28 protein-coding genes are annotated in these 26,989 nt (G+C 69.5%); 10 read left to right on the forward strand and 18 right to left on the reverse strand.

Annotation, left to right across the window (positions count from 1 at the left end):
* Position 1 precedes the first annotated feature (1 nt).
* Positions 2–736 (reverse strand): enoyl-CoA hydratase, encoded by a 735-nt coding sequence (locus tag AB0K11_RS09880; RefSeq protein ID WP_364975315.1) that lies wholly within the window; start codon positions 734–736, stop codon positions 2–4.
* Between the two features lie 80 nt (positions 737–816).
* Here AB0K11_RS09880 and AB0K11_RS09885 point away from each other — a divergent pair, with 80 nt between their 5' ends.
* Positions 817–1,431, forward strand: a complete 615-nt coding sequence (locus AB0K11_RS09885) for a hypothetical protein (RefSeq protein ID WP_364975317.1) — start codon at positions 817–819, stop codon at positions 1,429–1,431.
* Between the two features lie 9 nt (positions 1,432–1,440).
* Complete coding sequence (locus AB0K11_RS09890; RefSeq protein WP_364975319.1) at positions 1,441–2,910, forward strand: carboxyl transferase domain-containing protein; 1,470 nt, start codon at positions 1,441–1,443, stop codon at positions 2,908–2,910.
* 8 nt (positions 2,911–2,918) lie between these two features.
* Here AB0K11_RS09890 and AB0K11_RS09895 read toward each other — a convergent pair whose 3' ends face one another.
* Genes AB0K11_RS09895 through AB0K11_RS09910 form a run of 4 tightly spaced genes read right to left on the reverse strand, consistent with a single transcriptional unit; the run spans position 2,919 to position 4,425 of the window.
* Positions 2,919–3,164, reverse strand: coding sequence for a hypothetical protein (locus tag AB0K11_RS09895; protein ID WP_364975321.1), 246 nt, complete (start codon positions 3,162–3,164; stop codon positions 2,919–2,921).
* On the reverse strand, positions 3,164–3,376 hold the full coding sequence (locus AB0K11_RS09900) for a DUF3072 domain-containing protein (RefSeq protein ID WP_269892721.1): 213 nt from the start codon (positions 3,374–3,376) through the stop codon (positions 3,164–3,166). Before AB0K11_RS09900 ends, AB0K11_RS09895 begins: the two co-directional genes overlap by 1 nt.
* Before the next feature lie 29 nt (positions 3,377–3,405).
* On the reverse strand, positions 3,406–3,861 hold the full coding sequence (locus tag AB0K11_RS09905; protein ID WP_364975324.1) for a hypothetical protein: 456 nt from the start codon (positions 3,859–3,861) through the stop codon (positions 3,406–3,408).
* Between the two features lie 9 nt (positions 3,862–3,870).
* Entirely contained in the window at positions 3,871–4,425 is a 555-nt protein-coding gene (locus tag AB0K11_RS09910) for a TetR family transcriptional regulator (protein ID WP_364975327.1), read from the reverse strand.
* A 93-nt stretch (positions 4,426–4,518) separates the two neighbouring features.
* Between AB0K11_RS09910 and AB0K11_RS09915 the strand changes: the two genes are divergently transcribed.
* Entirely contained in the window at positions 4,519–5,652 is a 1,134-nt protein-coding gene (locus tag AB0K11_RS09915; protein ID WP_364975329.1) for an FAD-dependent oxidoreductase, read from the forward strand.
* Here AB0K11_RS09915 and AB0K11_RS09920 read toward each other — a convergent pair.
* Positions 5,649–7,265, reverse strand: a complete 1,617-nt coding sequence (locus AB0K11_RS09920; protein ID WP_364975331.1) for an AMP-binding protein — start codon at positions 7,263–7,265, stop codon at positions 5,649–5,651. The two genes, AB0K11_RS09915 and AB0K11_RS09920, sit on opposite strands and share 4 nt — an antisense overlap.
* Positions 7,266–7,329: 64 nt before the next feature.
* On the opposite strand from AB0K11_RS09920, the gene AB0K11_RS09925 reads away from it, so the two are divergent.
* Positions 7,330–8,433 (forward strand): epoxide hydrolase family protein, encoded by a 1,104-nt coding sequence (locus AB0K11_RS09925; RefSeq protein WP_364975333.1) that lies wholly within the window; start codon positions 7,330–7,332, stop codon positions 8,431–8,433.
* 75 nt (positions 8,434–8,508) lie between these two features.
* Here AB0K11_RS09925 and AB0K11_RS09930 read toward each other — a convergent pair whose 3' ends face one another.
* The 7 genes from AB0K11_RS09930 to AB0K11_RS09960 form a co-directional block, all read right to left on the reverse strand.
* The gene (locus tag AB0K11_RS09930) at positions 8,509–9,357 is read right to left on the reverse strand and encodes a DUF559 domain-containing protein (protein ID WP_364975336.1); all 849 of its coding nucleotides are present in this window, start codon (positions 9,355–9,357) and stop codon (positions 8,509–8,511) included.
* 109 nt (positions 9,358–9,466) lie between these two features.
* Positions 9,467–11,287 carry an ABC transporter ATP-binding protein gene (locus AB0K11_RS09935; protein WP_364975338.1) on the reverse strand — a complete coding sequence of 607 codons (1,821 nt, stop codon included), beginning with the start codon at positions 11,285–11,287 and terminating at the stop codon, positions 9,467–9,469.
* On the reverse strand, positions 11,284–13,224 hold the full coding sequence (locus AB0K11_RS09940; protein WP_364975341.1) for an ABC transporter ATP-binding protein: 1,941 nt from the start codon (positions 13,222–13,224) through the stop codon (positions 11,284–11,286). The genes AB0K11_RS09935 and AB0K11_RS09940 overlap by 4 nt, the downstream gene beginning before the upstream one ends.
* A 36-nt stretch (positions 13,225–13,260) precedes the next feature.
* The gene (locus tag AB0K11_RS09945) at positions 13,261–15,147 is read right to left on the reverse strand and encodes an ABC transporter ATP-binding protein (RefSeq protein ID WP_364975343.1); all 1,887 of its coding nucleotides are present in this window, start codon (positions 15,145–15,147) and stop codon (positions 13,261–13,263) included.
* Between the two features lie 108 nt (positions 15,148–15,255).
* A complete protein-coding gene (locus AB0K11_RS09950) occupies positions 15,256–15,801 on the reverse strand; it encodes a chromate transporter (RefSeq protein WP_364975345.1) in 546 nt (181 codons plus the stop codon).
* Entirely contained in the window at positions 15,798–16,367 is a 570-nt protein-coding gene (locus AB0K11_RS09955) for a chromate transporter (protein WP_364975348.1), read from the reverse strand. The genes AB0K11_RS09950 and AB0K11_RS09955 overlap by 4 nt, the downstream gene beginning before the upstream one ends.
* On the reverse strand, positions 16,360–17,340 hold the full coding sequence (locus AB0K11_RS09960; protein WP_364976729.1) for a phospholipase D-like domain-containing protein: 981 nt from the start codon (positions 17,338–17,340) through the stop codon (positions 16,360–16,362). The genes AB0K11_RS09955 and AB0K11_RS09960 overlap by 8 nt, the downstream gene beginning before the upstream one ends.
* Before the next feature lie 77 nt (positions 17,341–17,417).
* Here AB0K11_RS09960 and AB0K11_RS09965 point away from each other — a divergent pair, with 77 nt between their 5' ends.
* From AB0K11_RS09965 to AB0K11_RS09975, 3 genes are read left to right on the forward strand one after another with little or no spacing between them, the layout of a single operon-like run.
* Positions 17,418–18,191 (forward strand): ion channel, encoded by a 774-nt coding sequence (locus AB0K11_RS09965; protein ID WP_364975351.1) that lies wholly within the window; start codon positions 17,418–17,420, stop codon positions 18,189–18,191.
* Between the two features lie 17 nt (positions 18,192–18,208).
* Positions 18,209–18,919: a response regulator transcription factor gene (locus AB0K11_RS09970; RefSeq protein ID WP_364976731.1), complete on the forward strand. Its 711-nt coding sequence runs from the start codon at positions 18,209–18,211 to the stop codon at positions 18,917–18,919.
* Positions 18,920–18,922: 3 nt separating this feature from the next.
* Entirely contained in the window at positions 18,923–20,281 is a 1,359-nt protein-coding gene (locus tag AB0K11_RS09975; RefSeq protein ID WP_364975353.1) for a HAMP domain-containing sensor histidine kinase, read from the forward strand.
* Positions 20,282–20,315: 34 nt separating this feature from the next.
* Here the strand turns inward: AB0K11_RS09975 and AB0K11_RS09980 are convergent, their stop codons facing one another.
* Complete coding sequence (locus tag AB0K11_RS09980; RefSeq protein WP_264015063.1) at positions 20,316–20,699, reverse strand: FKBP-type peptidyl-prolyl cis-trans isomerase; 384 nt, start codon at positions 20,697–20,699, stop codon at positions 20,316–20,318.
* A gap of 22 nt (positions 20,700–20,721) precedes the next feature.
* On the opposite strand from AB0K11_RS09980, the gene AB0K11_RS09985 reads away from it, so the two are divergent.
* The 3 genes from AB0K11_RS09985 to AB0K11_RS09995 are packed head-to-tail and all read left to right on the forward strand — an operon-like array spanning position 20,722 to position 22,937.
* On the forward strand, positions 20,722–20,970 hold the full coding sequence (locus AB0K11_RS09985; protein ID WP_264015062.1) for a DUF2630 family protein: 249 nt from the start codon (positions 20,722–20,724) through the stop codon (positions 20,968–20,970).
* A 29-nt stretch (positions 20,971–20,999) separates the two neighbouring features.
* Positions 21,000–22,535, forward strand: a complete 1,536-nt coding sequence (locus AB0K11_RS09990; protein ID WP_364975357.1) for an NAD(P)/FAD-dependent oxidoreductase — start codon at positions 21,000–21,002, stop codon at positions 22,533–22,535.
* A gap of 30 nt (positions 22,536–22,565) precedes the next feature.
* Complete coding sequence (locus AB0K11_RS09995; protein ID WP_364975360.1) at positions 22,566–22,937, forward strand: hypothetical protein; 372 nt, start codon at positions 22,566–22,568, stop codon at positions 22,935–22,937.
* Between the two features lie 3 nt (positions 22,938–22,940).
* Here AB0K11_RS09995 and AB0K11_RS10000 read toward each other — a convergent pair whose 3' ends face one another.
* From AB0K11_RS10000 to AB0K11_RS10015, 4 genes are all read right to left on the reverse strand, one after another.
* A complete protein-coding gene (locus tag AB0K11_RS10000; RefSeq protein WP_364975362.1) occupies positions 22,941–23,354 on the reverse strand; it encodes a MarR family transcriptional regulator in 414 nt (137 codons plus the stop codon).
* Positions 23,344–24,780 carry an MFS transporter gene (locus AB0K11_RS10005; protein ID WP_364975365.1) on the reverse strand — a complete coding sequence of 479 codons (1,437 nt, stop codon included), beginning with the start codon at positions 24,778–24,780 and terminating at the stop codon, positions 23,344–23,346. The genes AB0K11_RS10000 and AB0K11_RS10005 overlap by 11 nt, the downstream gene beginning before the upstream one ends.
* 97 nt (positions 24,781–24,877) lie before the next feature.
* Positions 24,878–26,185 carry a citrate synthase gene (locus AB0K11_RS10010; protein WP_364975368.1) on the reverse strand — a complete coding sequence of 436 codons (1,308 nt, stop codon included), beginning with the start codon at positions 26,183–26,185 and terminating at the stop codon, positions 24,878–24,880.
* A gap of 91 nt (positions 26,186–26,276) precedes the next feature.
* Positions 26,277–26,921, reverse strand: a complete 645-nt coding sequence (locus tag AB0K11_RS10015) for a TetR family transcriptional regulator (protein ID WP_364975371.1) — start codon at positions 26,919–26,921, stop codon at positions 26,277–26,279.
* Between the last annotated feature and the right edge of the window lie 68 nt (positions 26,922–26,989).

The following is a 26,989-nucleotide window of genomic DNA, read 5'->3' on the forward strand; positions in this document are numbered from 1 at the left end:
GTCAGGCGCCCAGGAAGTTCGGCGGCCGCTTCTCGATCCGCGCCACCTGCGCCTCGATGATGTCCTTGCTCGCCCAGGCCCGGTCGAACAGCTCCTGGTGCACGGGCCGCGGCTCGTCGTAGGCGCCGTCGTCGTTGAGCACCCGCTTGGCGTGCTGCAGCGCCAGCGGCGCGTACCCGGCGATCTCCTGCGCCAGGGCCTGCGCGTCGGCGAGCGTCCCGATGCGGTTGGCCATCCCGGTCTGCAGGGCGACGTCGGCGGTGAGCCGGTCGGCGGCCATCAGCATCCCGCGCGCCCGGCCCGCCCCGACCAGGGACGTCAGCCGCCGGATGCTCCAGTTGTCGAGCGCGATGCCGTACTTCGCCACGGGGAACTGGAAGTAGGCCTCCGGCGCGACGACGCGCAGGTCGCAGATCATCGAGAGGATGACCCCGGCTCCGATCGCCGGGCCGTTGATCGCGCCGATGACCGGCACCGGCGCCGCATCGATGGCCAGGTTCAGCGCCCTGGCCCGGTCGGGCAGGTCCTCGGCGACACCCGACGGGTCCGACAGATCCGCACCGGAGCTGAACACGTGGCCCTGGCCGGTCAGCACGATGGCGCGGACGTCCTCGGTGGCGGCCTTCTCGATCGCTTCGCGCAGGCTGTCGACGAGTTCGCTGTTCAGCGCGTTGCGCCGCTCGGCGCGCTGCATCTCCAGGGTCAGCACGTGGCCGTCGCGGGTCACTCCAATCATGGCGCCAACCTATATGAAGCCCGGCCGCGGACTCGGTCCGAGTGTTCGCCACCCCTGCACCGGGATGGTGGAATCGCACGGTGACGCGCAACAGATGGCGGGTGCCGGCGGCCGTCCTGCTCGCTTCCGTGCTTGTGGCATGCACGGCGTTCGAGGACCGCCAGGACGAGATCGACTCGATCACGGCCGCGATGCGCAGCGTGCCAGGCGTCACCCGCGCCGAGCCGACATACGTCAACAGCACATCGCTGGGCGCGACGTTCACCCTCGCGGTCGAGGTGCGCCACGCCATCTCGCCGGAGCTGCTGGAGCAGGCGGGCGGCCGATTCGTCGTCGAGGTGGACGACCACGGATTCCCCGAGTACATCGTGTCGCTGAAGGTCCAGACCGCGTCGGTGGACCGGGCGGAGGGGTCGTCGGGCGCCTCCTTCCGGCTCACCGACAACAGGCTCGGGCGCAACCCGGTGAGCGCGGACGACGTGGCCGGCGACCTGCGACTGTGGGCGGAGGCGATGCAGTTCCCCGGCGTGGTGTCGGTCCAGCTGAGCCGCCCGGCCGAACCGGCGAGCGAACCCGGGGTCAACGATCGCCTGCTCGACGTCCGGGTCGCCGATCGCGAGGCCGGCGCCCGGCTGCAGGCACGATTCCCGCAGACATCGGGACACTGGCAGCTCGCGACATCCCCTCCTGGCTAGCCTTTCTCCATGAGCCGGATCGGTGCGCTGCAGATCCGCGACGCGGTGCTCGACCCCGGTTCGTTCCGGAGCTGGGACGGCCCCCCGCTGCCTGTCGCCACCAGCGACGCCTACCGCGAGGAACTCGCCGACGCCGCGGCCGCCACCGGGCTGGACGAGGCGGTGCTGACCGGCGAGGGCACGGTCTTCGGCCGACGGGTGGCCGTGGTCGCCTGCGAGTTCGACTTCCTCGCCGGATCCATCGGGGTGGCCGCCGCCGAGCGCATCGCCGCGGCCGTCGCGCGCGCAACGGCCGAACGGCTGCCGCTGGTGGCCTCCCCCAGTTCCGGCGGCACCCGCATGCAGGAGGGCACGGTCGCCTTCCTGCAGATGGTCAAGATCGCCGCGGCGGTCGAGCTGCACAAGCGGGCGCACCTGCCCTACCTGGTGTACCTGCGCCATCCGACGACGGGCGGGGTGTTCGCCTCCTGGGGCTCACTCGGACACGTCACCGCCGCCGAGCCCGGTGCCCTGATCGGATTCCTCGGGCCGCGGGTGTACCGGCACCTCTACGGCGAAGAGTTCCCCGAGGGCGTGCAGACCGCGGAGAACCTGCACCGGCACGGGGTGATCGACGGCGTGGTGCCGCTGGAGTTCCTGCGCTCGACCCTGGACCGCACGCTCACGGTCATCGCCGACCGGCCGGACCCCGCACCGCCGGCTTTGCCCACCGAGGCGGCCCGCACCGACGTGCCTGCCTGGGAGTCGGTCACCGCGTCGCGGCGGCCGGACCGTCCCGGCGTGGCCTACCTGCTGCGGCACGGCACCACCGAACACGTGCTGCTGTCGGGCACCGGCAGGCACTCGACGACCTTGCTGGCGCTGGCCCGCTTCGGCGGACAGCCCGCGGTGGTGGTGGGTCAGCAGCGGGTGGTCGGCGGGTTGGTCGGGCCTGCCGCGCTGCGCGAGGCACGCCGCGGGATGGCGCTGGCCGCCGGGTTGCGGCTGCCGCTGGTGCTGGTGATCGACACCGCGGGCCCGGCGCTGTCGACCGAGGCCGAGCAGGGTGGGCTCGCCGGCGAGATCGCCCGCTGCCTGGCCGAACTCGTCACGCTGGACACCCCGACGGTGTCGGTGCTGCTCGGACAGGGCAGTGGCGGGCCTGCACTGGCGATGGTGCCCGCCGACCGGGTGCTGGCCGCCCAGCACGGCTGGCTGGCGCCGCTGCCGCCGGAGGGCGCCAGCGCCATCGTGTACCGCGACACCGACCATGCGGCGGAACTCGCTGCGGCGCAGGGCATCCGGTCGGCCGACCTGCTGCGGGACGGCATCGTGGACGCCATCGTGGCCGAGCACCCCGACGCGGCCGACGAACCGCAGGAGTTCACCGCGCGGCTGTCGGCGTCGATCGCCGTGGAACTGCACCGGTTGCGCGAGGTCCCCGACGGTGACCGGCTGACCCACCGGCTGGCGCGTTACCGCCGCATCGGCCTGCCGTGAAGCGGACGCTACCCGCCCAGCTCGGACACCTCGGCGTCGAGAATGGCGGCCTGCTCGGTCAGTTCGTGATCCGACGGGTCGTCGCCGAGGCGTGCGACGAGGTTGCCGCGGGTGATCACCTCGAGGGCGCCCCGGTACTCGTCGGACGTCAGCTGGTCGGCCGTGACCACCTCGGCGCGGCCCTCGATCAGGACGAGCACGGCGTCGCCCTCGGCGCTCTGCAATCGGCGCACGTCGTCGGCGGAGACCGTCATCACTGCCCCCGCCCGGTCCGCTGCTGCAGACGGTCGATCATCTCCGACGCCTGCGCCTTGGTCAGGTCGTCGGGCACCTCTTCGCCGGCCTCCTGCGCCAAGGTGCCCAGATAGCTGCGTTGCGGTCCGGTCATCGGCTCGTCGCCGGTGACCCAGTCCGACGCGTCCTTCTCGGCGTTCTCCTGGGGGGCTCGCCCCACGTCTTCAGTCATGACTGTTCTATGCCCGCTGCAGGCCGCATCTATGCGTGTGATCCGAACATCAGTGCGAAGAAAATGGCGCCGCTGGTAATGAGGTTCAGCGGCAGCCGCAGCAGGCTGCGCCGGGTCCACCGCACCGCCGCCGCTTCGTCGACGGCGGCGGGGTCCGTCCGCTCGAACTCAGCCGCCTTGGGGATCACGTCGAGCAGCGACCAGACCCGTGCCGCGGCGTGCGCGACCAGCGCGACCAGCAGCGGGTACCGCGTCTCTGGCAGTCCCCATGCCGCGATCACCGAGACCACCAGCAGCACCTCGAACGTCACGTGCGCCGGGAGCCAGAACCGCCGTCGGGAGATCCCGCCGTTGCGCTGCTGGACGATGCCGGGCCGCTTGGGCCAGAACGGGTCGATGGCGAGGTGCTCGTAGAGTCCGCCGCCGAGCAGGACGCCGGAGAACAGCGCGGTGGTGGCGATCAGGACGAGCGTCGGGGTCCACACGCGGTCCCATTATCCCGGCTCGTCCGGTGCGCACAGGTATCGCTGCACCGTAGGCGCCAGCCAGGCCACCACCTCGTCACGGGTCATGTCGACCACCGGGGGCAGTTCCAGGACGTAGCGGCACAGTGCCAGCCCGAGCATCTGCGTGGCGATCAACGCGGCGCGCCGGGCGGGTTCCGCCGGCCCGACCTTCGTGAGCGCGGGCAGCAGCTGCGCACTGAAGATCTCCCGCATGCGTTGTGCCGCATCGGGGTTCGTCGTGCTGGAGCGCAGCAGCACGATGAGCGCCTCGTCGCGCTCCCACCGGTCGACGAAGTGGGTGACGAGCAGCCGGCCGAGGTCGTCCAGTGGGACGTCGGTGACCTCGGGCAGTTTCAGGTCGAAGTCCGCCGCGGCGGCGAACAGCTGGTCCTTGCTGCCGAAGTACCGCATCACCATCGACGGGTCGATGTTCGCGTCCGCGGCGATCGCCCGGATGGTCGACCGTTCGAACCCCGATGCGGCGAAGCGCTCGCGGGCGGCGGCGAGGATCACCGCCTTCGTCTCGACCGATGATCTGCGCATGCCAACAAGTGTATGCCAACAAGTGTTGACTTTTCGCCACCATCGGCGCACAGTAATGCCAACAAGCGTTGGCATTGACCGAAGGAGCAGACCATGAACGACACCGACGTCCTCATCGTGGGAGCCGGCCCGAGCGGCCTGACACTGGCAGCGTCGCTGCTCAGCCGTGGTGTGCGAGCCACGATCGTCGACCGGCAGCCCGAGGGGGCCAACACGTCGCGGGCCGCCGCGGTCAATGCACGCACCCTCGAGGTGCTCGAAGACCTCGACGTGTCGCGCCGGCTGGTCAAGCAGGGCGTGCAGGCGCCGCGCTTCTCCATCCGCGACCGGGCGCGCACGCTGATCCCGATCGACTTCAGCGTCCTGCCGTCGCCCTACCCCTACACCCTGCTCGTACCGCAGAGCACCACCGAACAGGTGCTGCTGGACCGGCTCGTCGAGCTCGGTGGCACCGTCGTCCGGCCGAAGACGCTGACGTCCATCACCCAGGACGCCGACGGGGTGACGGCGGAGTTCGACGACGGCGACGCGCTGCGCGCCCGTTACGTCGTCGGCGCCGACGGCATCCACAGCACCGTGCGCGAGCACGCCGGCATCGGCTTCACCGGCGGCGCCTACGACGAGTCATTCGTACTCGCCGACGTCCGGTTGGCCGGCGACGTCCCCACCGAGGAGGTCGTGCTGTTCTGGGCGACTGCCGGGCTCACCGTGGTGGCCCCGCTGCCCGACGGGAGCTTCCGCATCGTCGCCCCCGTCCCCGACGCACCCGCGGAACCGTCGATCGACTTCGTTCAGGAGCTGCTCGACGACCGGGGCGCAGGCAGCGTGCGAGTGACCGAGGTGGTCTGGGGATCCCGCTTCCGCATCCAGCACCGGGTGGCCGACACCTACCGCGCGGGCCGGCTGCTGCTGGTCGGCGACGCCGCGCACGTGCACAGCCCCGCGGGCGGACAGGGCATGAACCTGGGCATCCAGGACGCCGTCGCGCTGGCCGGCACGCTCGCCTCTGTGCTCGCCGGCGGACCGGCCACGCTGCTCGACGACTACAGCGACACCCGCCGACCGATCGCCCGCGACGTGGTCACCCTGACCGACCGGTTGACCCGGCTGGCCACCCTGCCGCGCGGGTTGCGACCGTTGCGCAACGCGGCGATGAGCCTCGCCGGCCGGGTGCCCGCGGTGCGACGCGCGCTGGCCTGGCGACTGTCGGGCCTGGTGTACCGCTAGCCGTCGAGGCCGAGGACGCGCACGCTCTCCTCACGCATCTCGACCTTGCGCACCTTGCCGGTGACGGTCATCGGGAACTCGTCGACCACATGCACGTACCGAGGAATCTTGTAGTGCGCCAGCTTGTGCCGGGCGAACGACCGCACCGCGTCGGCGTCGAGCGCGGCGCGGCCCGCCTTCATCCGGACCCACGCGCAGATCTCCTCGCCGTACTTCTCGTCGGGCACCCCCACCACCTGCGCGTCCTCGATGTCGGGATGGGTGTAGAGGAACTCCTCGATCTCGCGGGGATAGACGTTCTCGCCCCCGCGAATCACCATGTCCTTGATCCGGCCGACGACGTTGCAGTAGCCGTCCTCGCGCATGACGGCGAGATCCCCGGTGTGCATCCAGCCGTCGGCGTCGATCGCCTCGGCCGTCTTCGCATCGTCCTCCCAGTACCCGAGCATCACCGAGTAACCGCGCGTACAGAATTCGCCCGTCTCACCGCGCTGCAGGGTCTCGCCGCTGCCGGGGTCGACGATCTTCACCTCGACGTGCGGATGGGCCCGGCCGATCGACGCGGTCCGCCGCTCCAGGTCGTCGTCGATCAGCGTCTGGCACGACACCGGAGAGGTCTCCGTCATGCCGTAGGCGATCGCCACCTCGGCCATGTTCATCTCGGCCACACACCGTTTCATCACCTCGACCGGGCACACCGAACCGGCCATGATGCCGGTGCGCAGCGAGGACAGGTCGGCATCGGCGAAGTCGGGATGACCGAGCATCGCGATGAACATCGTCGGCACGCCGTAGACGCCGGTGCACCGCTCCTGTTCTATCGCGGTGAGCGTCAGGCCGGGATCGAAGCCGGGCGCCGGGATCACCATCGTGGTGCCGTGCGCCGTGCACCCGAGGTTTCCCATCACCATGCCGAAGCAGTGGTAGAAGGGCACCGGGATGCACAGCCGGTCATCCGGTCCGAGGTTGATCAGCTCCGTCGTGAAGTAGCCGTTGTTGAGGATGTTGCGGTGCGACAGCGTCGCGCCCTTCGGAAAACCCGTTGTCCCCGAGGTGTACTGGATGTTGATCGGGTCGCGGTTGTCCAGCTGCGCCATCCGGTCCCGCACCGCGTCGACGGACACCCACTGCTGCCGCGCCAAGGCGGTCCACTCGTCGGTGCCCAGGAACAGCACGTCCCGCAGTGCCGGGCACCCGGGGCGCACCTCGTCGACCATGGCCCGGTAGTCCGAGGTCTTGAACGAGGTCGCGGCGATCAGCGTGCGCACGCCGGACTGCTCGAGCACGTAGGCCAGTTCGTGCGTGCGGTACGAGGGATTGACGTTGACCAGGATGGCCCCGATCTTCGCCGCGGCGTACTGCACCATCGTCCACTCCGCGCAGTTCGGCGCCCAGATCCCGACCCGGTCGCCCTTCTGCACGCCGAGATCCATCAAACCGGCAGCGGTGCGGTCGATCTCGTCGTCGAGCTGCGCGTAGGTCCAGCGCCGGCCGGTGGCCACCTCGACCAGCGCGTCGACGTCGGGATGCGCCTGCGCGGTCCGCTCGAAGTTGGCCCCGATCGTCTCCTCGAGCAGAGCGACGTCGGTGGGTCCGCGGTCGTAGGCTTCCATGCCCGCTATGGTCCACGTCACACCCACCACCTGTCACCCCGCACCGGTCGTGTATGCACGAGGAGTGGTCGCCGTTCACCCGTTCCGCATCGCCGTCCCCGACGCCGCCCTCACCGACCTCAGGTCGAGACTGGCCAACACCAGGTGGCCGGAGAACGAGACCGTCACCGACTGGAGCCAGGGCGTCCCGCTGGCCTACACCCGCGAACTCGCCGGCTACTGGGCCGACGGCTACGACTGGCGCGCCCGTGAAGCCGCGCTCAACCGGTTCGACCAGTTCACCACGGAGATCGACGGACTCGACATCCACTTCGTCCATCAGCGTTCCGAGCGCGAGGACTCGTTCCCGCTGCTGATCACCCACGGCTGGCCCGGGTCGATCGTGGAGTTCCACAAGGTGATCGAGCCTCTCAACGCCGCGGGCTTCGACGTCGTGTGCCCGTCGCTGCCCGGATACGGCTTCTCGGGCAAACCGACCGGCACCGGGTGGGGCGTCGAGCGGATCGCCGCCGCGTGGGACACGCTGATGGTCCGGCTCGGGTACCACCGCTACGGCGCGCAGGGCGGCGACTGGGGCGCCGCGGTCACCACGCAGATCGGCCGCAACGTCGGATCATGCGTCGGCATCCACCTGAACATGCCGATCGGCAGACCGCCGAAGGACCTCTCCGACGCCACCGAGGACGAGCAGCGGGCACTCGCCCGCGTCGCCGAGCACCAGCGCTGGGGCACCGGCTACTCCAAGGAGCAGTCCACCCGGCCGCAGACCGTCGGCTACGGGCTGGTCGACTCGCCCGTCGGACAGCTGGCCTGGATCGTCGAGAAGTTCTGGGCGTGGACCGACTGCGACGGGCATCCCGAGAACGCCGTCAGTCGCGACGAGATGCTCGACGACGTGATGCTGTACTGGCTCACCGCGTCGGCGGCGTCCTCGGCACGGTTGTACTGGGAGAGCTTCACCAGCTTCGGCGGCGGCGACCCGGTCACCCTGCCCACCGGGGTGGCGTCCTTCCCGAAGGAGATCCTGCAGTCGTCGCGCCGGTGGTGCGAGCCGAACTACTACATCACCCACTGGACGACGATGCCGCGGGGCGGGCACTTCGCCGCGCTCGAGCAGCCCGAATTGTTCGTCGACGACGTGACCGCGTTCTTCGACACGATTCGCTGAAAGCCGACTTTCTGGTGACCGACGCGTTGAGATTGCCGCCACGCAGGGAATGTTCGAGAAGGCACCTGCGTCTCGTCAATGTCGCGGTCGGCCACGGCGTCGCCAGGCATCCTCCACACGGCGCAGGATGTCGTCGACCGAATCTTCGGAGATCACCCGGATCACAATCCATCCCGCCGCCTCCAGTCGACGTATACGACGCTGGTCCTTCACGTATTGCCGTCGGTTCGACCTGTGGTGGTCGCCGTCGTATTCGACGGCGATCTTGAGGTCTTCCCACCCCATGTCGACGACACCGATCAGACCCTCGCCGTCGTATACAGGAATCTGCGTCTCGGGCGTCGGGTAGCCGGCATCGATCAGCAGCAGCCGCAGCCAGCTTTCCTTGGGAGAGTCGGCGCCGCCGTCGACCAGGGGCAGGGCGATCCGAAGTGCCTTCAATCCGCGAGCACGCGGATAGCGTTTCGCCAGCAAAATGACGTCCTCGCTGGAGAGGCGGCAGGACCACATCAACGCATCCAATCTCGCGACCGCCTCAATTCGGGGAAGTCGGCGCCCGAGGTCGAAAGCGGTCCTGGCGTTGGACGTCACAGGTACGCGGCCGAAGCGGGTGATCTCGTCGTCACCGAGGGCCTCGTTGCGCGCGACGATGCCCACAGGAGGGCGGCCGTGCTGCCAGATCAGTTCGACGGGAATGTCGTCGTCGATGTAGCTCGCGCCCCACATCTTCGCTGCGGCAAGTCCTGCCACCACCGCCCGTCGGTCAGACGACAGCCAGGCGGCATAGATCCGATCGCGCAGCGACAACATGGCGGACTTCTCGCAGTAGACGTCCGGGAAAATCCGGCGATGCCAGCGCTGCAACTCGTATCGCGTGACAGCGCCCTTGGTCAACGCTTCACTGCCCCGGAAGATCCTCCCCATGACGAGATGCTGGCATCAGCCACCGACAGCGCGTCACATTGACGTCACGCAGTAGAAGGCCGAGAGGGATGCTGCGTCACGTCAATCTCACGCACCAAAGTCAATGCGCTCAGGCGAGCGAGTCCTGCCACGCCCGGTGCAACGCGGCGTACCGCCCGTCGCGGGTGATGAGCTCGGCCGGCGGGCCGTCCTCCACGATGCGGCCGTGCTCGAGGACCAGCACGCGGTCGGCGATCTCCACCGTCGAGAGCCGGTGCGCGATCACCAGCGCGGTGCGGTCGGACAGCACGGTCTCCAACGCCCGCTGCACCATTCGCTCACTCGGGATGTCCAGCGACGACGTCGCCTCGTCGAGGATCAGCACCGCCGGGTCGGCCAGGAACGCTCGCGCGAACGCCACAAGCTGCCGCTGCCCCGCCGACAGCCGGCCGCCGCGCTTGGCCACGTCGGTGTCGTATCCGTCGGGCAGCGTCGCGACGAACCGGTCCGCGCCGACGGCGACCGCGGCGGCCCGCACCTCCTCGTCGGTGGCCTCGGGCCTGCCGAACCGGATGTTGTCCGCGATGGTGCCCTCGAACATGAAGTTCTCCTGAGTCACCATCACCACGTGGCGGCGCAACTCGCTCTGCGACAGGTCGCGCAGGTCGACGCCGTCGAGGGTGACCGCGCCCGCCGTCGGGTCGTAGAACCGGGCGATCAGCTTCGCGATCGTCGTCTTACCCGCGCCTGTGGTGCCCACCAGCGCGACGGTCTGCCCCGCGGGCACGTCGAGATTCAGCCCGGGCAGCACCGTCCGGCCCTCGGTGTACTCGAATTCGACGCCTGAGAAGGCGATCTCACCCCGGACCCGATCCAGCTTCACCGGATCTTCAGGATCCTCGATGCCGGGCCTCTCGGCCAGCACCCCGGCCAGCTTCTCCAGCGCCGACGACGCCGATTGGAAGGTGTTGAAGAACTGCGAGATCTCCTGCATCGGCTCGAAGAACATCCGCAGGTACAGCAGGAACGCCGTGAGCGTGCCGATCGTCATCTCGCCGTGCAACACCCGGTAGCCGCCGTAGAGCAGCACCACTCCGGTGGTGACGTTGCCGACCAGTTTCACGCCGGGCATGAAGATCGCGAGCAGCTTGAAGGTCTTCTCGTTGATCTCGCGGTACTCGTCGGCGATGTCCTCGAAAATTTCCTGGTTGCGAGGCTCGCGGCGATAGGCCTGCACGGCCTTGATGCCCGTCATCGTCTCGACGAACTGCACGATGACCAGCGCCGCGCTCTCGCGCACCTTGCGGTAGGTCTTGGCGGACTCGGTGCGGAACCACCACACCAGCGCGACCAGCAGTGGGAACGCGGCCAGGCACATCAGGCCCAGCTTCACGTCGAGCACGACGAGCAGCACGGCCGTGCCGACCAGCGTCAGCACGGCGGTGATGAGCGAGTCGAACCCGGTCTCCAGCATGTCCTGGATGGCCTCGACGTCGTTGGTCGACCGGCTGACCACCCGGCCCGAGGTGTAGCGGTCATGGAACCGGATGTCGAGCCGCTGGAAGTGCCGGAACACCCTGCGCCGCAACTCGAGTAGCACCTTCTGGCCGATGCGGCCGGAGCGGCGCAGGAAGAACATCCGGCTGATGGCCTGCACCACCACGACGACGCCCAGCGACCCGACGATGAGCATCAGCTCGCGGGCCGACCCGCCGTCGACGATCGGCGGGATGCCGCGGTCGATGCCGCGCTGCACGAGCAACGGCACCGACAGCCGGGCGGCGTTCTCGACCACCACGACCAGCGCCAGCAGCCCCACCGTCAGGCGGTAGGGGCGCAGCAGAGAGCCCAGCAGCGCCCGGGCCTCGCGGCGGCGCGGCACGCTCTCGTCGATCGGCAGGTCGTCGTCGCCGCTCTCCTTGACCCGTCCGCGCCAATCCGTGACGGTCATCGCGCCTCGGCCTCGGACGTCACGAAAGGCCGCTCCGCACATGCCTCGTCGGTGGCCTCCTGCTCCTCGTAGGCGCGGTCGAGGCGGCGCCGGTCCTCGTCGTCCTGCCAGGCGCAGCTGCGCTCGGCGCCGTCGTCGAGCTGGTCGTCGTCGGCGGCCAGCAGGTAGCGGTATTGCGGCACGTCGGCCAGCAGTTCGGCGTGCGTGCCGATGTGGGTGATCGTGCCGCCGTCACGGGTGGGGCCGATCAGCGCGACCTTGTCGGCGAGCAGCACGGTGGACGCGCGGTGCGCGACGACGATGCCCGTCACCGAGTGCAGCACCCGGCCCAGCGCCTCGGTGACCACCGCCTCGGTGTGCATGTCGAGCGCCGAGAGCGTGTCGTCGAGCACCAGGATCTTCGGCCCGGCCAGGATCGCCCGGGCCAGCGACAGCCGTTGGCGCTGACCGCCGGACAGACTCATGCCCTGCTCACCGATGCGGGTGTCCAGGCCGAACGGCAGGTCGTAGACGAACTGCGCGGCGGCTACCTCGACGGCCTCGGCCAGCTGCTCGTCGGTGGCGTCCGGGCGGCCCAGCCGCAGGTTCTCGGCCACCGACATGGAGAACAGCGTCGGGTCCTCGAACGCGGTGGCCACCGCCTCGCGCAGGGCGGGCAGCGGCAGCTCGCGGATGTCGCGGCCGTCGATCCGGATCGACCCCTCGGTGACGTCGTAGAGCCGCGAGAACAGTGCGGCCAGCACCGACTTGCCCGAGCCGGTCGGCCCGACGAGCGCCAGCGTCTCCCCCGGTTCGACGGTCGCGGTGACGTGCCGCAGGGCCCACTCCTCGCTGTCGGGGAACCGGAATCCGACGTCGACGAGTTCGAGGCGGCCGCCGCGCGGTGCCGTCTGCGCCGGGCCGTCGGTGATCTCCCGTGGCGCGTCGAAGATCTCGGCGATGCGGTTGGCGGCCGTGAACGACTCCTGCGTCATCGACAGCAGGAAGCCCAGCGAGGCGATCGGCCACACCAGCGACAGCATCATCGTGATGAACGCGACGAGCGTGCCCAGCGTGACCTGGCCCTGGCCCGCGGCGTACGCGCCGAACCCCAGCACCACGATCAGCGTCAGGTTCGGGATGATCTCGAGCAGCGTCCAGAACTTCGCGGACACCCCCACCCGCTTCACCTGGGTGTCGTAGAGGTCGGTGAGTTGTTGGTCGAACCGGTCGTAGACGTAGTCCTCGCGGCCGAAGGACTTGACCACCCGCAGGCCGAGCGCCGACTCCTCGACGTGGGTCGCGACATGGCCGGACTGGTCCTGCGCCAGCCGCGACAGCCGCGTGTAGGACTGCTGGAAATGCAGCACGATCACGGTGATCGGGACGATCGAGACCAGCACGACCACGCCGAGTGGCCAGTACATCGCCAGCAGGATCGCCGTCACCACCGTGATCTGCAGGAAATTGAGCACCAGGAACAGCAGCCCGAACGACATGAAGCGCCGGATCGTGCTCAGGTCGTTCATCATTCGCGACAGCAACTGCCCGGACTGCCAACGCCCGTGGAAGCTCATCGGCAGGATCTGCAGGCGCGCGTACAGATCCTTGCGGATGTCGGCCTCTACGCCCATCGTGGCGCGCGAGCTCAGCCAGCGCCGGATGAACCACAGCACGGCCTCGGTGATGCCGACGCCCATCGCCGCGGCGCCGAGCAGCCACAGCCCCTGCTGATCCTGGTGGCGCACCGGGCCGTCGATGACGGCCTTGGTCATCAGCGGGATCGACACCGTGGCGCCCAGGCTCGCGATCGCGATGACCACCATCGCCGTCCACCGCACGCGGTACGGCAGCAGGTAGGGCAGCAGCCGCCACAGATCCGAACTCGCGCGCGGCCGCACCCGTGGCGGTGCTATCGCGGGCGCGGCGTTCAGGGCGTCACTCACTGGCTCGGGCACTCAGAACATCTTCCCATCCGCCACAACCGAATAACGTCACGCGGCGACCCCGGCGTCCTGCGGGCCGAACTGCGTCTCGTAGAGCACCGTGTAGCGTCCGCCGCGGCCCAGCAGTTCCCGGTGCGTGCCGCGTTCGACGACCCGGCCGTCCTCGATCACCAGGATCTGATCGGCGGCCCGCACCGTCGAGAGCCGGTGGGCGATCACGATGGACGTGCGCCCCGCCAGCGCCTCGCCGAGGGCCTGCTGCACCGCGGCCTCCGACTCGGAGTCCAGCGACGCCGTCGCCTCGTCGAGCACCACCACCCGCGACCTCCCCAACAGCAGGCGGGCGATCGTCAGCCGTTGCCGCTGCCCGCCGGACAGACGGTAACCGCGCTCTCCGACAACGGTGTCCAGGCCGTCGGGCATCTCGGCGATCAGGTCGGCCAGCCGAGCCCGCCGCAGCGCCGCCCACAGGTCGGCCTCGGTGGCCTCCGGGGCCGCCAGCAGCAGGTTGGACCTGATCGACTCGTGGAACAGGTGACCGTCCTGGGTGACCATGCCGACGGTGTCGCGCAGCGACTCGAACGTCACGTCACGCACGTCGGCGCCGCCCAGCCGGACCGCACCGTCGTCGACGTCGTACAGCCGGGCCAGCAGCGCCGCGATCGTCGACTTGCCCGCGCCGGACGAGCCCACCAGCGCGACCATCTGCCCCGGCTCCGCGGTGAACGAGATGCCGTGCAGCACCTCCTCGCCGCCGCGGTCGTCGAGCGTCGCGACCTCCTCCAGCGAGGCCAGCGACACCTTGTCGGCCGCGGGATAACCGAACCGCACCTGATCGAACTCCACGGCGACCGGGCCCTCGGGCAGCGCCACGGCGTCGGGCTTCTCCCGGATCAGCGGCACCAGGTCGAGCACCTCGAAGACCCGCTCGAAGGACACCAGCGCGCTGGCGATCTCGACGCGGGCGTTGGCCAGCGCGGTCAGCGGCGCGTAGAGCCGGGTCAGCAGCAGCGCCAGCGACACCACCGCGCCGGTCTGCAGGTGCCCGCCGATGGCCAGCACGCCACCAAGGCCGTACACCAGCGCCAGCGCGAGCGCCGACATCAGCGTCAGCGAGTTCATGAACGTGGCCTGCAGCATCGAGGACCGCACCCCGATGTCGCGGACCCGCCCGGCGCGCGCCGCGAACTCGCCCGACTCCTGCGCCGGCCTGCCGAACAACTTCACCAGCGTCGCGCCGGGCGCGGAGAAGCGCTCGGTCATCTGGGTGTTCATCGTCGCGTTGTAGATCGCGGCCTCGCGGCTCAGGTGCGCCATCCGGGCGCCGATGCGGCGGGCGGGCACCACGAACAGCGGCATCAGCACCAGCGACAGCAGGGTGATCTGCCACGAGATGCCGATCATCACGGCCAGCGTCAGGGTCAGCGTCACGACGTTGGAGACGACGCCGGACAGCGTGTCGGAGAACGCCCGCTGGGCGCCGATGACGTCGTTGCCCAGCCGGCTGACCAGCGCTCCGGTCCGGGTGCGGGTGAAGAATGCGACCGGCATGCGCTGCACGTGGTCGAACACGGCGGTGCGCAGGTCCAGGATCAGACCCTCACCGATGGTCGACGAGAGCCAGCGCGTCAGTAGCGACACCGCCGCCTCGGCGACCGCGACGCCGGCGATGACGACCGCCAGCACCACCACCGCACTCGCCGGACCGCCCGCGGTGATGACGTCGACCACCCGCCCGGCCAGCAGCGGCGTTGCGACCGTCAGCAGCGCCGTCACCACGCTGACGCCGACGAACACCCCCAGCCTGCGGTGATGGCGTGCCGAGAACCGCCAGATCCGCTTCAGCAGCGTGCGGTCGGCCAGCGACCGCAGATCACCGCCGCGGGCGTGCGTCTGCCGGTACAGCGATTGCCGGGCAACCGTCTCCAAGCTCATGTTTTCACCGTAGAACCTCAACAATGGATTAGGTCAAAGCCTTCCGGCCCGGCGAAATCGCCGTCCTGGCCTGCAGCGTTCCCCGAAGAGCGCCGCGCCAACCCCAGCTCAGACGATGCCGAAGTACCCGATCACGCCGGCGACGGCGACCACCAGCAGCGGATTGAGCTTGGTGAAGACGAACACCGCGGTGCAGACGGCCGTCAGCAGATAGGCCCGCCAGTCGTGGTCGGCCGACCGGCTCATCACCAGCGAGGTGGCCAGGATCAGCCCGACGGTCAGCGGCGCGAAGCCCTTCTCGACGGCGATCCGCAGCCGCGACTTCTGCGCCCGCTGCCAGAACTGGGTGATGATCAGGACGAGCGTGGCCGCGGGCAGCACCATAGCGACCGTGGCGACCACGCCGCCGACGATCGCGCCGGGCACCCCGCCCACCTCCAGGCCTGCGGCGTAGCCCACCATCCCGACGATCAGGATGCTCGGACCCGGCGCCGACTGGGAGATCGAGAACAGGTCGGCGAACTGCCCGTCGGTCAGCCAGTGCCGTTCGTGCACCGCCCGGGCGTGCATCTCGGGCAGCACGGCGTTGCCGCCGCCGATCGACATCAGCGACAACGATCCGAACAGCGCGATCAGCTGTAGGTAGGTGCTCACGTCTCGGTGGCCGCCTCCGCCGTCCGGCGCGGCCACGCCCAGAGCACGCTGAGCGGCGCGAGGATCGCCAGCACACCGAGCAGTGGCCAGCGCAGCACCCCGTTGAGCACGAACGCCGCCGCGAACAGCGCGACGGGCACGAGACCGGTGAGGCACTGGCGCCCGGTCTGGATGACCATCGCCACGGTCAGCGCGACCGCCGCGGCCGACGCGCCGTGCAGCACGCCCGCGACGGCGGGCACCTCCTTGAACCGGAAGTACAGGAACGACATCACCAGGATGATCACCAGCGGCATGAAGCACAGCCCGGCCACCGCGGCGACGGCGCCCGCGACCGAACGCATCTTGGAGCCGGCGAACACCGCCATGTTGACCTGGTTCGCGCCGGGCAGGATCCGGCACATCGTCATCGCCGAGAGGAACTCCGCCTCACCGAGCCACCGCTTCTCGACGACCAGGATCTCCCGCGACCACGCCGACAGGCCACCGCCGAACGACGCCAGCGCGATGTGGTTGAACGTCCACGCGATGTCGAACAGTGAGACCGGCTTGTCGGTCTCACTCATGGACGACGTGCGCATCGGCAGGGAAGTCGAGGTGCGTCTCGTCCTCGTGATGGTGCGCGGGCTCGAGGGGGTCGGGTGGCTCGTAGTGGTGCGACGTCTCCCAGTCGCCGTCGAAGACCTGCTTCAACCGGGCCACGGCTTCGGGGTCGCTGGTGACCACGCCCAGCTCGCGGCGCAGGTCGAACGCGCTCCGGTCGATGTTCATCGAACCGAGCAGCGCCTGGCTGTCGTCGATGATCAGCAGCTTCGCGTGCACTCGCAACGCCTTCTGCTTGCGCACCTTGACCCCGAAGCGGCGCAGGGTGCGCAGCGAGGCGAAGGTGTCCAGCACGTCCCACTCGCTGATGCCGTGCCTGCCACCGCACAACACGTGCACCTTCACGCCGCGGTCCGCGGCGGCGGCGATGTGGTCGAGGATCACGGCGTCGACGTACTTCGGGTGCTGGATGTCGAGGCGGTGGGTGGCGGCGTCGATGAACTGCGCCATCCGGTAGCGCGAGTTCGCGTTGCTCCACAGCAGGCCGTCGTTCTGCGCGGGTGACCAGTCCTCGTGGTTCCAATCCGCGTGGAACGCCTCGGTGATCTGAGCGACGTGATCGCGGTCGGTGGTGATGATCCCGTAGTCGCGGGTGCGGGTGAAGTACTTGGTGCACAGGTTGAACGTGGCGATCAACGCGGCGTCGCCGTCGACGACGATGGATTTCTCGTGCGTCACGTAGAACTTCGGATTGCACCACTGCACCTCGACCCCCGCCGCGCGGAGTCGTTCGAAGGTGTCGTCGTTCGCCCGGTCACCACCGGACCGCTTGGCGTTCAACATCACCCGCACGTCGACGCCCGCGGTCCTGCGCGCGATCACCGCGTCGATGAGGCTCTCGTCGGTGAAGGTGAACTGCTTGACCAGAAGGCGCTCGCGGGCCGAAGAGATGAACTCCCGAACCGGGGCCAGCCCGTCGTCGGGTTGCACGATCAGATTCGACGACGGCACAAGTTCCGGATGCTAGCACCGCAGCGCAGCCAGCAAACGACGATGGGCGTAACTTGTGGGCCGTGATCAACGACTCCCCGGCGTCACGCCCGAAGCTCGACGCTTGGGAACGACGCACCGAGTGGCCCCTGGCGGCGGTCGCCATCGTGTTCCTCATCGCCTACGCGATCGACGTGCTCGCCCAGCCGCAGGGCGCGGCCGACGTGGCGATCGAGGTGGTCGCCTGGGGTTCCTATGCCGTCTTCGCCGTCGACTACGTCATCCGGCTGAGCCTGGCCACCAACCGCTGGCGGTGGTTCTTCCGGCACCTCTTCGACCTGGCGATCGTGCTGCTGCCGCTGCTGCGGCCGCTGCGCCTGGTGCGGCTGGTCATCCTCATCTCCGTGCTGCAGCGGGCGGTCGGCAATGCGATCCGCGGCCGGGTCGTCATCTACACGATCTCGGCGGCCGTGCTGCTGGTGTTCGTGGCGTCGCTGGCGGTGCTCGAGAGCGAACGCGACCACGCCGATCCGCACATCACGAATTTCGGTGAGGCGCTGTGGTGGTCGATCACCACGATCACCACCGTCGGCTACGGCGACCTCACCCCGCTCACCGGCACCGGCAGGGTGATCGCGGTGCTGCTGATGATCGGCGGCATCAGCCTCGTCGGTTCCATCACCGCCACGCTGGCGTCGTGGATCGTGCAGCGCGTCGCCGACGAACAGTCGGCCGAGGAGGCGGTGACCACGGCGCACGTCGAGCAGGTGCTCGCCGAGATCAAGGACTTGCGCGGCGAGATCGCGCTGCTGCGCGAGGAGGGACGCGGTCCCGGCGGTCAGCCTCCCCCAGCGTGACCCGGCCATCAGGCAAGATTGCGGGCATGGACAGTGGAGTGCCTTCGCCCCGCGTGCTCGTGGTGGACGACGACCCCGACGTGCTGGCGTCGCTCGAGCGCGGACTGCGGCTGTCCGGGTTCGACGTCTCCACCGCCGTGGACGGCGCCGAGGCGCTGCGCAGCGCCACCGAGACCAGGCCGGACGCGATCGTGCTCGACATCAACATGCCGGTGCTCGACGGTGTGAGCGTGGTGACCGCGCTGCGCGCGATGGACAACGACGTGCCGGTCTGCGTGCTGTCGGCGCGCAGCAGCGTCGACGACCGGGTGGCGGGGCTGGAGGCCGGGGCGGACGACTACCTGGTCAAGCCGTTCGTGCTGCAGGAGCTGGTGGCCCGGGTGAAGGCGCTGCTGCGCCGCCGCGGATCGTCGGCCACCATCTCGTCGGAGACCATTCAGGTCGGCCCGCTGGAGGTCGACATTCCGGGCCGGCGGGCGCGCGTCAACGGCGCCGACGTCGACCTCACGAAGCGGGAGTTCGACCTGCTCGCGGTGCTCGCCGAACACAAGACCGCGGTGCTGTCGCGGGCCCAGCTGCTCGAACTGGTGTGGGGATACGACTTCGCCGCCGACACCAACGTGGTCGACGTGTTCATCGGCTACCTGCGCCGCAAGCTCGAGGCCAACGGCGCGCCGCGGCTGCTGCACACCGTGCGCGGTGTGGGTTTCGTGCTGCGGACCCAGTAGTCGATGAACCTGCTGTCGCGCATCCGCCGCACGCCTTCACTGCGGGCCAGGGTGGTGGTCGCGACAGCGATCGGCGCGGCGATCCCGGTGCTGATCGTCGGCACCGTGGTGTGGGTGGGGATCACCGGGGACCGCAAGGAACGGCTCGACCGCAGGCTGGACGAGGCGGCCGGATTCGCGATCCCGTTCCTGCCGCGCGGACTCGACGAGATCCCCAAGTCGCCCAACGACAAGGACGCCGTGATCACGGTGCGCCGGGCCGGTCAGGTCAGTTCCAACTCCGAGGTGGTGCTGCCGGAATTGCCCGCCGGCTACGAGGACACCTACGTCGAGGGCGTGCGGTACCGCGTGCGCACGGTCGAGATCCCGACACCCGAGCCGATGCTGGTGGCGGTCGGCGACACCTACAACGCCACCATCGCCGACACCAACAACCTGCACCGGCGGGTGGTCATCATCTGCTCGCTGGCGATCGGCGCCGCCGCGGTGGTGGGCTGGCTGCTGGCCACATTCGCGGTCCGGCCGTTCAAGCGCCTCGCCCGGCAGACCAGCCAGATCGACACCGCCGACGAAACGCCGGTCATCGAGGTGCGCGGCGCGACCGAAGCCGTCGAGATCGCCGACGCGGTGAAGGGCATGCTGCAGCGCATCGCCAAGGAACAGGACCGCACCAAGGCGGCGCTGACCTCGGCCCGCGACTTCTCGGCGGCCTCGGCGCACGAGTTGCGCACCCCGCTGACCGCGATGCGGACCAACCTCGAGGTGCTCGCCACGCTCGATCTCGACGGCGAGCAGCGCCAGGAGGTGGTGGGCGACGTCATCCGCACGCAGTCGCGGATCGAGGCGACGCTGTGGGCGCTGGAGCGGCTGGCGCAGGGGGAACTGTCGACCGCCGACGACCACGTGCCGGTCGACATCACCGAACTGCTCGACCGGGCGGCGCACGACGCGATGCGGATCTATACCGATCTGGAGGTCTCGCTGGCGCCTGCGCCGACGGTGATCATCGTGGGGCTGCCCGCCGGGCTGCGGCTCGCGGTGGACAACGCCATCGCCAACGCCGTCAAGCACGGCGGGGCGGGGCGGGTGCAGCTCTCGGCGGTCAGCTCACGCGAGGGCGTCGAGATCGCGATCGACGACGACGGCTGCGGCGTGCCCGAGGAGGAGCGCGCGCTGGTGTTCGAGCGGTTCTCCCGCGGGTCGACGGCGTCGCGGCTGGGCTCCGGGCTGGGGCTCGCGCTCGTCGCGCAGCAGGCCGAACTGCACGGCGGCACGGCGACGCTCGAGGCCAGTCCGCTGGGCGGCGCCCGGCTGCTGCTGCGGCTGCCGGGACCGCGGCCCGGTGAAGGGCTGCAGCTCTAGCGGGTGGCCAGCAGGTCACATGACGAAGATCGCGTCATCGGGTGGCCAGCAGGTCGATGACGAAAATCAACGTCTTGCCCGAGAGCCGGTGCCCGCCGCCCGCGTCGCCGTAGGCCTGCGCCGGCGGGATCGTCAGCTTGCGGCGGCCGCCGACCTTCATCCCGGGGATGCCGTCCTGCCAGCCCTGGATCAGCCCCTGCAGCGGGAACTCGATCGACTCGCCGCGGTTCCACGAACTGTCGAACTCCTCGCCGGTGTCGTACTCCACACCGACGTAGTGCACCTCGACGTTGGCGCCCGGCACGGCCTCGGCGCCCTCGCCGACGACCAGGTCCTCGATGACCAGATCGGTCGGAGGCGGTCCGTCGGGAAACTCAATCTCGGGCTTTCCCCCACTATTGGCAGTCACCGCACCCACCGTAGTCGGGCAGACTGTAGCCGTGGCCAAAGACGAAGACATCCTCGATCAGGTGAACCGACTCGTCGCTGAGGAGAAGGACCTGCGCTCCCAGCTCCAGCACCACGAGATCGACGAATCAGAAGAACACCAGCGGTTGCGTGCCGTCGAGGTGGCGCTGGACCAGTGCTGGGACCTGCTGCGACAGCGGCGCGCCCTGCGTGAGTCGGGCAAGGATCCCCGTGAGGCCGAGGTGCGACCGGCCGGTGAGGTCGAGGGTTACCTGAACTGAGCGCCGACCACGCCGCGACCTTCGATGCGGTGATCGTCGGCGGCGGCCACAACGGGCTGGTCGCCGCGGGGTATCTGGCGCGCGCGGGCAGGCGGGTGCTGGTGCTGGAACGCCTCGACCACGTCGGCGGGGCGGCGGTCTCGGCGCACGCGTTCGAGGGCGTCGAGGCCCGGCTGTCGCGCTACTCGTATCTGGTCAGCCTGCTGCCGCGGCGAATCGTCGACGACCTGGGCGCCCGCGTCCGGCTGGTCAAGCGGCGGCAGTCGTCCTACACACCGGACCCGGCGACCGGCGGGCGGACCGGGTTGCTGGTGGGGCGAGAGAACACGTTCGCGGCGATCGGCGCCGCCGACGACGAGGCCGGCTTCGAGGAGTTCTACCGCCGCTGCCGCACGGTCACCCAGCGGTTGTGGCCGACGCTGACGGCGCCGCTGATGACGCGCGGCCAGGCGCAGGCGCACGTGCTGGCCGGTGACCCGCAGGCCGCCGCGGTGTGGCAGGCGATGGTCGGCGCGCCGATCGGTGCGGCGATCGAGAGCGCGGTGTCCAGTGATCTGGTGCGCGGGGTGATGGCCACCGACGCGCTGATCGGCACCTTCGCCAGGACCGACGACCCGTCCCTGGCGCAGAACGTATGTTTCCTCTACCACCTGCTCGGCGGCGGCACCGGCGACTGGGACGTCCCGATCGGCGGCATGGGCGCGGTCAGCGGCGCGCTGGCCGCCGCCGCGGCCGGGTTCGGCGCCGAGATCGTGACCGGCGCAGAGGTGGTCGGCATTGATCCGGACGGGGAGGTGCGCTATCGGGTCGGCGGGCGGGAGCACCGCGTCGGCGGGCGGTTCGTCCTGGCCAACGTCACTCCGGCGGTACTCGCCGGCCTGGTCGGGGAGCCCGCCCCGGAGCTCGCCGGCGGGTCACAGGTCAAGGTCAACCTGATGCTGCGCCGGTTGCCGAGGCTGCGCGACCCGTCGGTGACGCCCGAGCAGGCGTTCGGCGGGACGTTCCACGTCAACGAGAACCTGACCCAGCTCGACACCGCCCACGACCGTGCCGCAGGCGGCGACGTCCCCCAGCCGCTGCCGTGCGAGATCTACTGCCATTCGCTGGCCGATCCGACCATCCTCTCCGACCGCCTTCGCGGCACCGGCGCGCAGACGATGACGCTGTTCGGTCTCCACACGCCGCACTCGCTCACCCTTGGCCAGGATCCGGATCGGCTGCGCAATGCGCTGACGTCGGCGGCGCTCGGTTCACTGAACTCGGTGCTCGACGAGCCCGTGCAGGACGTGATCCTCGAGGACGCCGCGGGCCGGCTGTGCATCGAGACCAAGACCACCGCCGACCTCGAGCACACGCTGGGCATGACGGCGGGCAACATCTTCCACGGCGGCCTGCACTGGCCGTTCGCCGAGGACCACGAGCCGCTCGACACCCCCGCCCGGCGCTGGGGCGTCGACACCGCCCACGAACGAATCCTGTTGTGCGGCTCCGGTGCTCGCCGCGGCGGCGGGGTGTCGGGCATCGGCGGGCACAACGCGGCGATGGCTGTGCTCGAAAGCCGGTGAAGCGGCAGCCGGCTTGCTAGCCTGGTGAAGATGAAGGTCAGGATGGCGGCACTCGCCGCTGCGGTGATGTCCGCGGCGGCCGTGGTGCTCGCCGCGCCTGCGGCCGCGGTACCGACCTACGGCAGCAACGGGGTGTTCGGTGTCGACCCGGTGGCCGGCGAGGGCTGGGTGACGGCCTTCATCGCGCCGGGCCGCTACCGCGTCGACCAGGCGCCGAGCATGGCGCCCTATCAGAGTGCTCCCGGTTTCTGGTTGCGCTGCAACGCTTTTCCGTGCTCGCACAATGCCGGCGGCCATGTCATCGCGCGCGGAGACGCGGTGCGGGGCGTCGCGACGTTCGTCGACATCCTGCCGACCGACACGGCCGTGGCGCTGTACAACACGACGCTCACCCGCGCCTGAGGGTCACCGCACCCTGTCGATGATCGACCGCAGCGTCAGCAGATCGTCGGCGGCGAGCGCGGCCAGGGCGGGGGGCGCCGGATCGTCGATGGCGTCGATGCGCTCGACCACCGCGCGACCGGCAGGCGTCAGCGACACCCGCTTGGTGCGGCGGTTGCCAGGATCGACCTCGCGCACCACCAGTCCGCGGTCCTCGAGGTCGTTGACGGCGACGGTGGCCGCGGGCGCGTCGACGGTGGCGGCGTGCGCAATCTCCTTGACGCTCATCGGCTGACGCGCCAGCCGGCGCAGGACGCGGACCCGGCTGAACGGCAGCCCGGTCTGCTCGACGACCGCGCGCTTCCAGCCCTCGCGGTTCTCGTGCACGAGCGCTGCCATCGCCCGCCACACGTCGTCGGCCAGCCCGTCATGCGACATGGGTGGGCTCCTCCCGAGGCTTCTCACCGGCGATCAACGGCGCCAGGCGATCCGCGGAACGCAGAGCCCGCCCCGACGTCGAGTAGACGCCGAGCACGGTGATGACCACCCCGAGTGCGATACACACGAACCACAGCGGTCGCGCGGCGGTGGCGAAGTCGGCAGCCGTGCCGGCCAGCGCCGCTCCGGCCACCGAACCGCACAGCGCGACACCGATGCTCACGCCGATCTGCCTGCTGGTCGAGGTCACCGCCGACGCGGCGCCTGCCCGGTCCAGGGGCATCCCGCTGACCGCCGCGTTGGTGATCGGCGCGTTGACCATCGAGAAGCCGATGCCGTACACCGCGAACACCACCAGCAGCTCCCACACCGGCGTCGTCGCGGTGAGGAACGTCAGCAGCACCGAGGCCGACGTGATCAGGACGCCCGCCACGAGCAGCGACGGGCGGGCGCCGAACCGTCCGACGAGGCGGCCCGACAGCGGCGAGAACAGCAGCGCGCCGATCGCGATCGGCAGGTAGATGAGGCCGGTGTGCATCGGCGAATAGCCGCGTTCGCCCTGCAGATACAGCGACATCATGAACAGGAACGCGCCCCACGCCGCGAAGGCCGAGATCGCGGTCACCGTCGCCGACGTGAACGGGATGCTGCGGAAGAAGCGCAGATCGACGAACGGATCGTTGCGGCGCGACTCGTAGCGCAGGAAAGCCGCGAACGCGATGACGGCCACCACCGCGGCGCCGACGGTCCGCGGATTCGTCCAGCCCAGACCCGGACCTTCGATCAGGGTGAACACGACGCCGAACAGGAACAGCACGCCGAGCGCCTGGCCCACCGGGTCGATGTTGCGCATCGTCGCCGACTTGGTCTCGGGCACGAACACGGCGGTCAAGATGATGGCCGCCGCGCAGATCGGCAGGTTGATCCAGAACACCGCGCGCCAGCTGATCCACTCGATCAGCAGTCCGCCGACGATCGGGCCGAGCGCCATCGAGATGCCGACCACCGCCCCCCAGAACCCGAGCGCCCGTGCGCGCTCCACCCGGCCGGTGAACACCTGCGAGATGATGGACAGCGCAACGGGATTCATCATCGAGCCGCCGACCGCCTGCAGCAGTCGCGCGACGATCAACGTCTCGATGTTGGGCGCCAGGCTGCACAGCAGCGAGCCGAGCGCGAAGATCGTCAGCCCGAGCTGGAACACCCGGCGCCGCCCGAACCGGTCGCCGGTGGCGCCGGCGAGCATCAGCAGCGACGCCAGCACCAGCGTGTAGACGTCGATCACCCATTGCAGTTGCGACGGCGACGCGTGCAGGTCCGAGCGGATCGCCGGGATGGCGACGTTGACGATCGTCGCGTCCATCGACACGATCAGCAGGCTGAGGCAGCAGGACATCAGGATGATGGCCTTGCGCCGTGAGGTCATGCCGACAGTATCGATCACCTAACTATTGTGAAACTACAACTGTCGTGATCGCAAGCCGATTGATGGTGACGTGCGTCGCCCCGGTTCGCGGGAGGGGTCAGCGCTTCCCGGTATCGACGTAGTCGCGCTCGGTGTACCCGGTGTAGATCTGCCGCGGCCGGCCGATCTTGCCGCCGCCCTCGTCGTGCATCTCCCGCCAGTGCGCGATCCAGCCGGGCAGCCGGCCCAACGCGAACAGCACGGTGAACATCCGCGTCGGGAAGCCCATCGCCCGGTAGATCACGCCGGTGTAGAAGTCGACGTTCGGGTAGAGCTTGCGCTCGACGAAGAAGTCGTCGGTGAGGGCGAACTCCTCCAGCGACTTGGCGATGTCGAGCAGTTCGTCGTCGCCGCCCAGCTTGCCGAGGATCTTGTCGGCCTGCTCCTTGACGATCCGTGCGCGGGGATCGTAGTTCTTGTACACGCGGTGACCGAAGCCCATCAGCTTCACGTTGTCCTCGCGGTTCTTCACCTTCTTGACGAAGGTCTGGACGTCGCTCTCCTCGGTGCGGATGCGCTCCAGCATCTCCAGCACCGCCTGGTTGGCGCCGCCGTGCAGCGGCCCCCACAGCGCGTTGATGCCACCGGAGATCGACGTGAACAGGTTCGCCTGCGAGCTGCCGACCAGCCGCACCGTCGAGGTGGAGCAGTTCTGCTCGTGGTCGGCGTGCAGGATGAGCAGCATGTCGAGGGCCCGTACGACCTCCGGGTCCACCTCGTAGGGCTCGGCGGGCAGACCGAACGTCATCCGCAGGAAGTTCTCCACCAGGCTCATCGAGTTGTCCGGGTAGAGGAACGGCTGGCCCACCGACTTTTTGAAGGCGTACGCCGCGATCGTCGGCAGCTTGGCCAGCAGCCGGATCGTCGACAGCTCCACCTGCTCGTCGTCGAACGGGTCGAGCGAGTCCTGGTAGTAGGCGCTCAGCGCGTTGACCGCACTCGACAGCACCGGCATCGGGTGGGCGTTGCGCGGGAAGCCGTCGAAGAACCGCTTCAGGTCCTCGTGCAGCAGGGTGTGCCGCTGGATCTGGGTGGTGAATTTCTCCAGCTGCTCGGCGGTCGGCAGCTCGCCGTAGATCAGGAGGTAGCTGACCTCGATGAAGGTCGACTTCTCGGCGAGCTGTTCGATCGGATACCCGCGGTAGCGCAGGATCCCGGCGTCGCCGTCGATGTAGGTGATCGCGCTCTTGGTCGACGAGGTGTTGACGAAACCGCTGTCGTAGGTGGTGTAGCCACTCTTGGCCAGGAGCGACCCCAGCGCGATGCCGTCGGATCCTTCCGTGGCGTGGACTACGTCCAGCTCCAGTTCGCCCCCGGGATAGGACAGGGTGGCGTGCTCTTCTCCACCGGACGGGTTATCGGCCACGGGTACCCCTTCGTCATCGCCTGAGATGCGGACCTGTCCTACAAAAGGTAGTCCCATCCCGACGGTCGTGCCCGCGGGGGGCGGCAGTTGCTCAGGCCGGCTGCCGGGCGCCGGCCGTCTCCGCCAGGAACATCGAGTAGGTCTCCTCGACGCGCGACACGATCGCCTCGACGGTGAGGCTGGCCCAATCCGATGCGGCGACGTCGGCCATCGCTGTGCTCACGATCGCCGACCACACGCAGGCCACCAGCTTCAGCCGCTTGTCGTCGCGCGCCACGCCCATGCGCTTCGCGAGCGCGGCGTTCACCGCGTCCTCGCGGAACTCGCCGGACAGGTGGCGCAGTGAGGGCGACGAGTTGATGATGCGGGCGGCGGCGAGCAACCGCTCGGAGGTCAACCCGTTGAGCGCACCGGTCTTCGTGGAGACGAAGGCCTCGATGTGGGCGCGGCACAGCGCGTCGAGATGGGTGATGTCGTCGGGCTGGCGGGTCAGCTGGAGCGCCACCAGGTCGACGATGTCGTCGATGGAGGCCAGCACGACGGCGTCCTTGGTGGCGAAGTAGCGGCTGAACGTGCGCGGCGAGACGTCGGCGATGGCGGCGATCTGGTCGACGGTGGTGGCTTCGTAGCCCTGCCGGGTGCAGAGCTCGACGGCCGCCTCGATCAGTTCCGCTCGCGTGCGCTGTTTCTTGCGCTCGCGCAGGCCGAGGATCGGTTTGCCGTCGACTTCAGCCACGCGGCGATGCTAACGCGCGCAGCTGAGGAAACATTGAGAATTTGGCACCCCATGCAAATCGCCCGTAC

Origin of the sequence: Mycobacterium sp. NPDC050551 (genome assembly GCF_040674075.1) — a bacterium.
Classification (GTDB): Bacteria; Actinomycetota; Actinomycetes; order Mycobacteriales; family Mycobacteriaceae; genus Mycobacterium.

What these genes read in the sequence shown, in the direction of transcription:
- AB0K11_RS09880 (WP_364975315.1), bottom strand. Translation starts at nt 736, where the DNA reads ATGATTGGAGTGACCCGCGACGGCCACGTGCTGACCCTGGAGATGCAG.
- AB0K11_RS09890 (WP_364975319.1), top strand. Translation starts at nt 1,441, where the DNA reads ATGAGCCGGATCGGTGCGCTGCAGATCCGCGACGCGGTGCTCGACCCC.
- AB0K11_RS09895 (WP_364975321.1), bottom strand. Translation starts at nt 3,164, where the DNA reads ATGACGGTCTCCGCCGACGACGTGCGCCGATTGCAGAGCGCCGAGGGC.
- AB0K11_RS09900 (WP_269892721.1), bottom strand. Translation starts at nt 3,376, where the DNA reads ATGACTGAAGACGTGGGGCGAGCCCCCCAGGAGAACGCCGAGAAGGAC.
- AB0K11_RS09910 (WP_364975327.1), bottom strand. Translation starts at nt 4,425, where the DNA reads ATGCGCAGATCATCGGTCGAGACGAAGGCGGTGATCCTCGCCGCCGCC.
- AB0K11_RS09915 (WP_364975329.1), top strand. Translation starts at nt 4,519, where the DNA reads ATGAACGACACCGACGTCCTCATCGTGGGAGCCGGCCCGAGCGGCCTG.
- AB0K11_RS09920 (WP_364975331.1), bottom strand. Translation starts at nt 7,265, where the DNA reads ATGGAAGCCTACGACCGCGGACCCACCGACGTCGCTCTGCTCGAGGAG.
- AB0K11_RS09930 (WP_364975336.1), bottom strand. Translation starts at nt 9,357, where the DNA reads ATGGGGAGGATCTTCCGGGGCAGTGAAGCGTTGACCAAGGGCGCTGTC.
- AB0K11_RS09935 (WP_364975338.1), bottom strand. Translation starts at nt 11,287, where the DNA reads ATGACCGTCACGGATTGGCGCGGACGGGTCAAGGAGAGCGGCGACGAC.
- AB0K11_RS09945 (WP_364975343.1), bottom strand. Translation starts at nt 15,147, where the DNA reads ATGAGCTTGGAGACGGTTGCCCGGCAATCGCTGTACCGGCAGACGCAC.
- AB0K11_RS09955 (WP_364975348.1), bottom strand. Translation starts at nt 16,367, where the DNA reads ATGAGTGAGACCGACAAGCCGGTCTCACTGTTCGACATCGCGTGGACG.
- AB0K11_RS09975 (WP_364975353.1), top strand. Translation starts at nt 18,923, where the DNA reads ATGAACCTGCTGTCGCGCATCCGCCGCACGCCTTCACTGCGGGCCAGG.
- AB0K11_RS09995 (WP_364975360.1), top strand. Translation starts at nt 22,566, where the DNA reads ATGAAGGTCAGGATGGCGGCACTCGCCGCTGCGGTGATGTCCGCGGCG.
- AB0K11_RS10000 (WP_364975362.1), bottom strand. Translation starts at nt 23,354, where the DNA reads ATGTCGCATGACGGGCTGGCCGACGACGTGTGGCGGGCGATGGCAGCG.
- AB0K11_RS10005 (WP_364975365.1), bottom strand. Translation starts at nt 24,780, where the DNA reads ATGACCTCACGGCGCAAGGCCATCATCCTGATGTCCTGCTGCCTCAGC.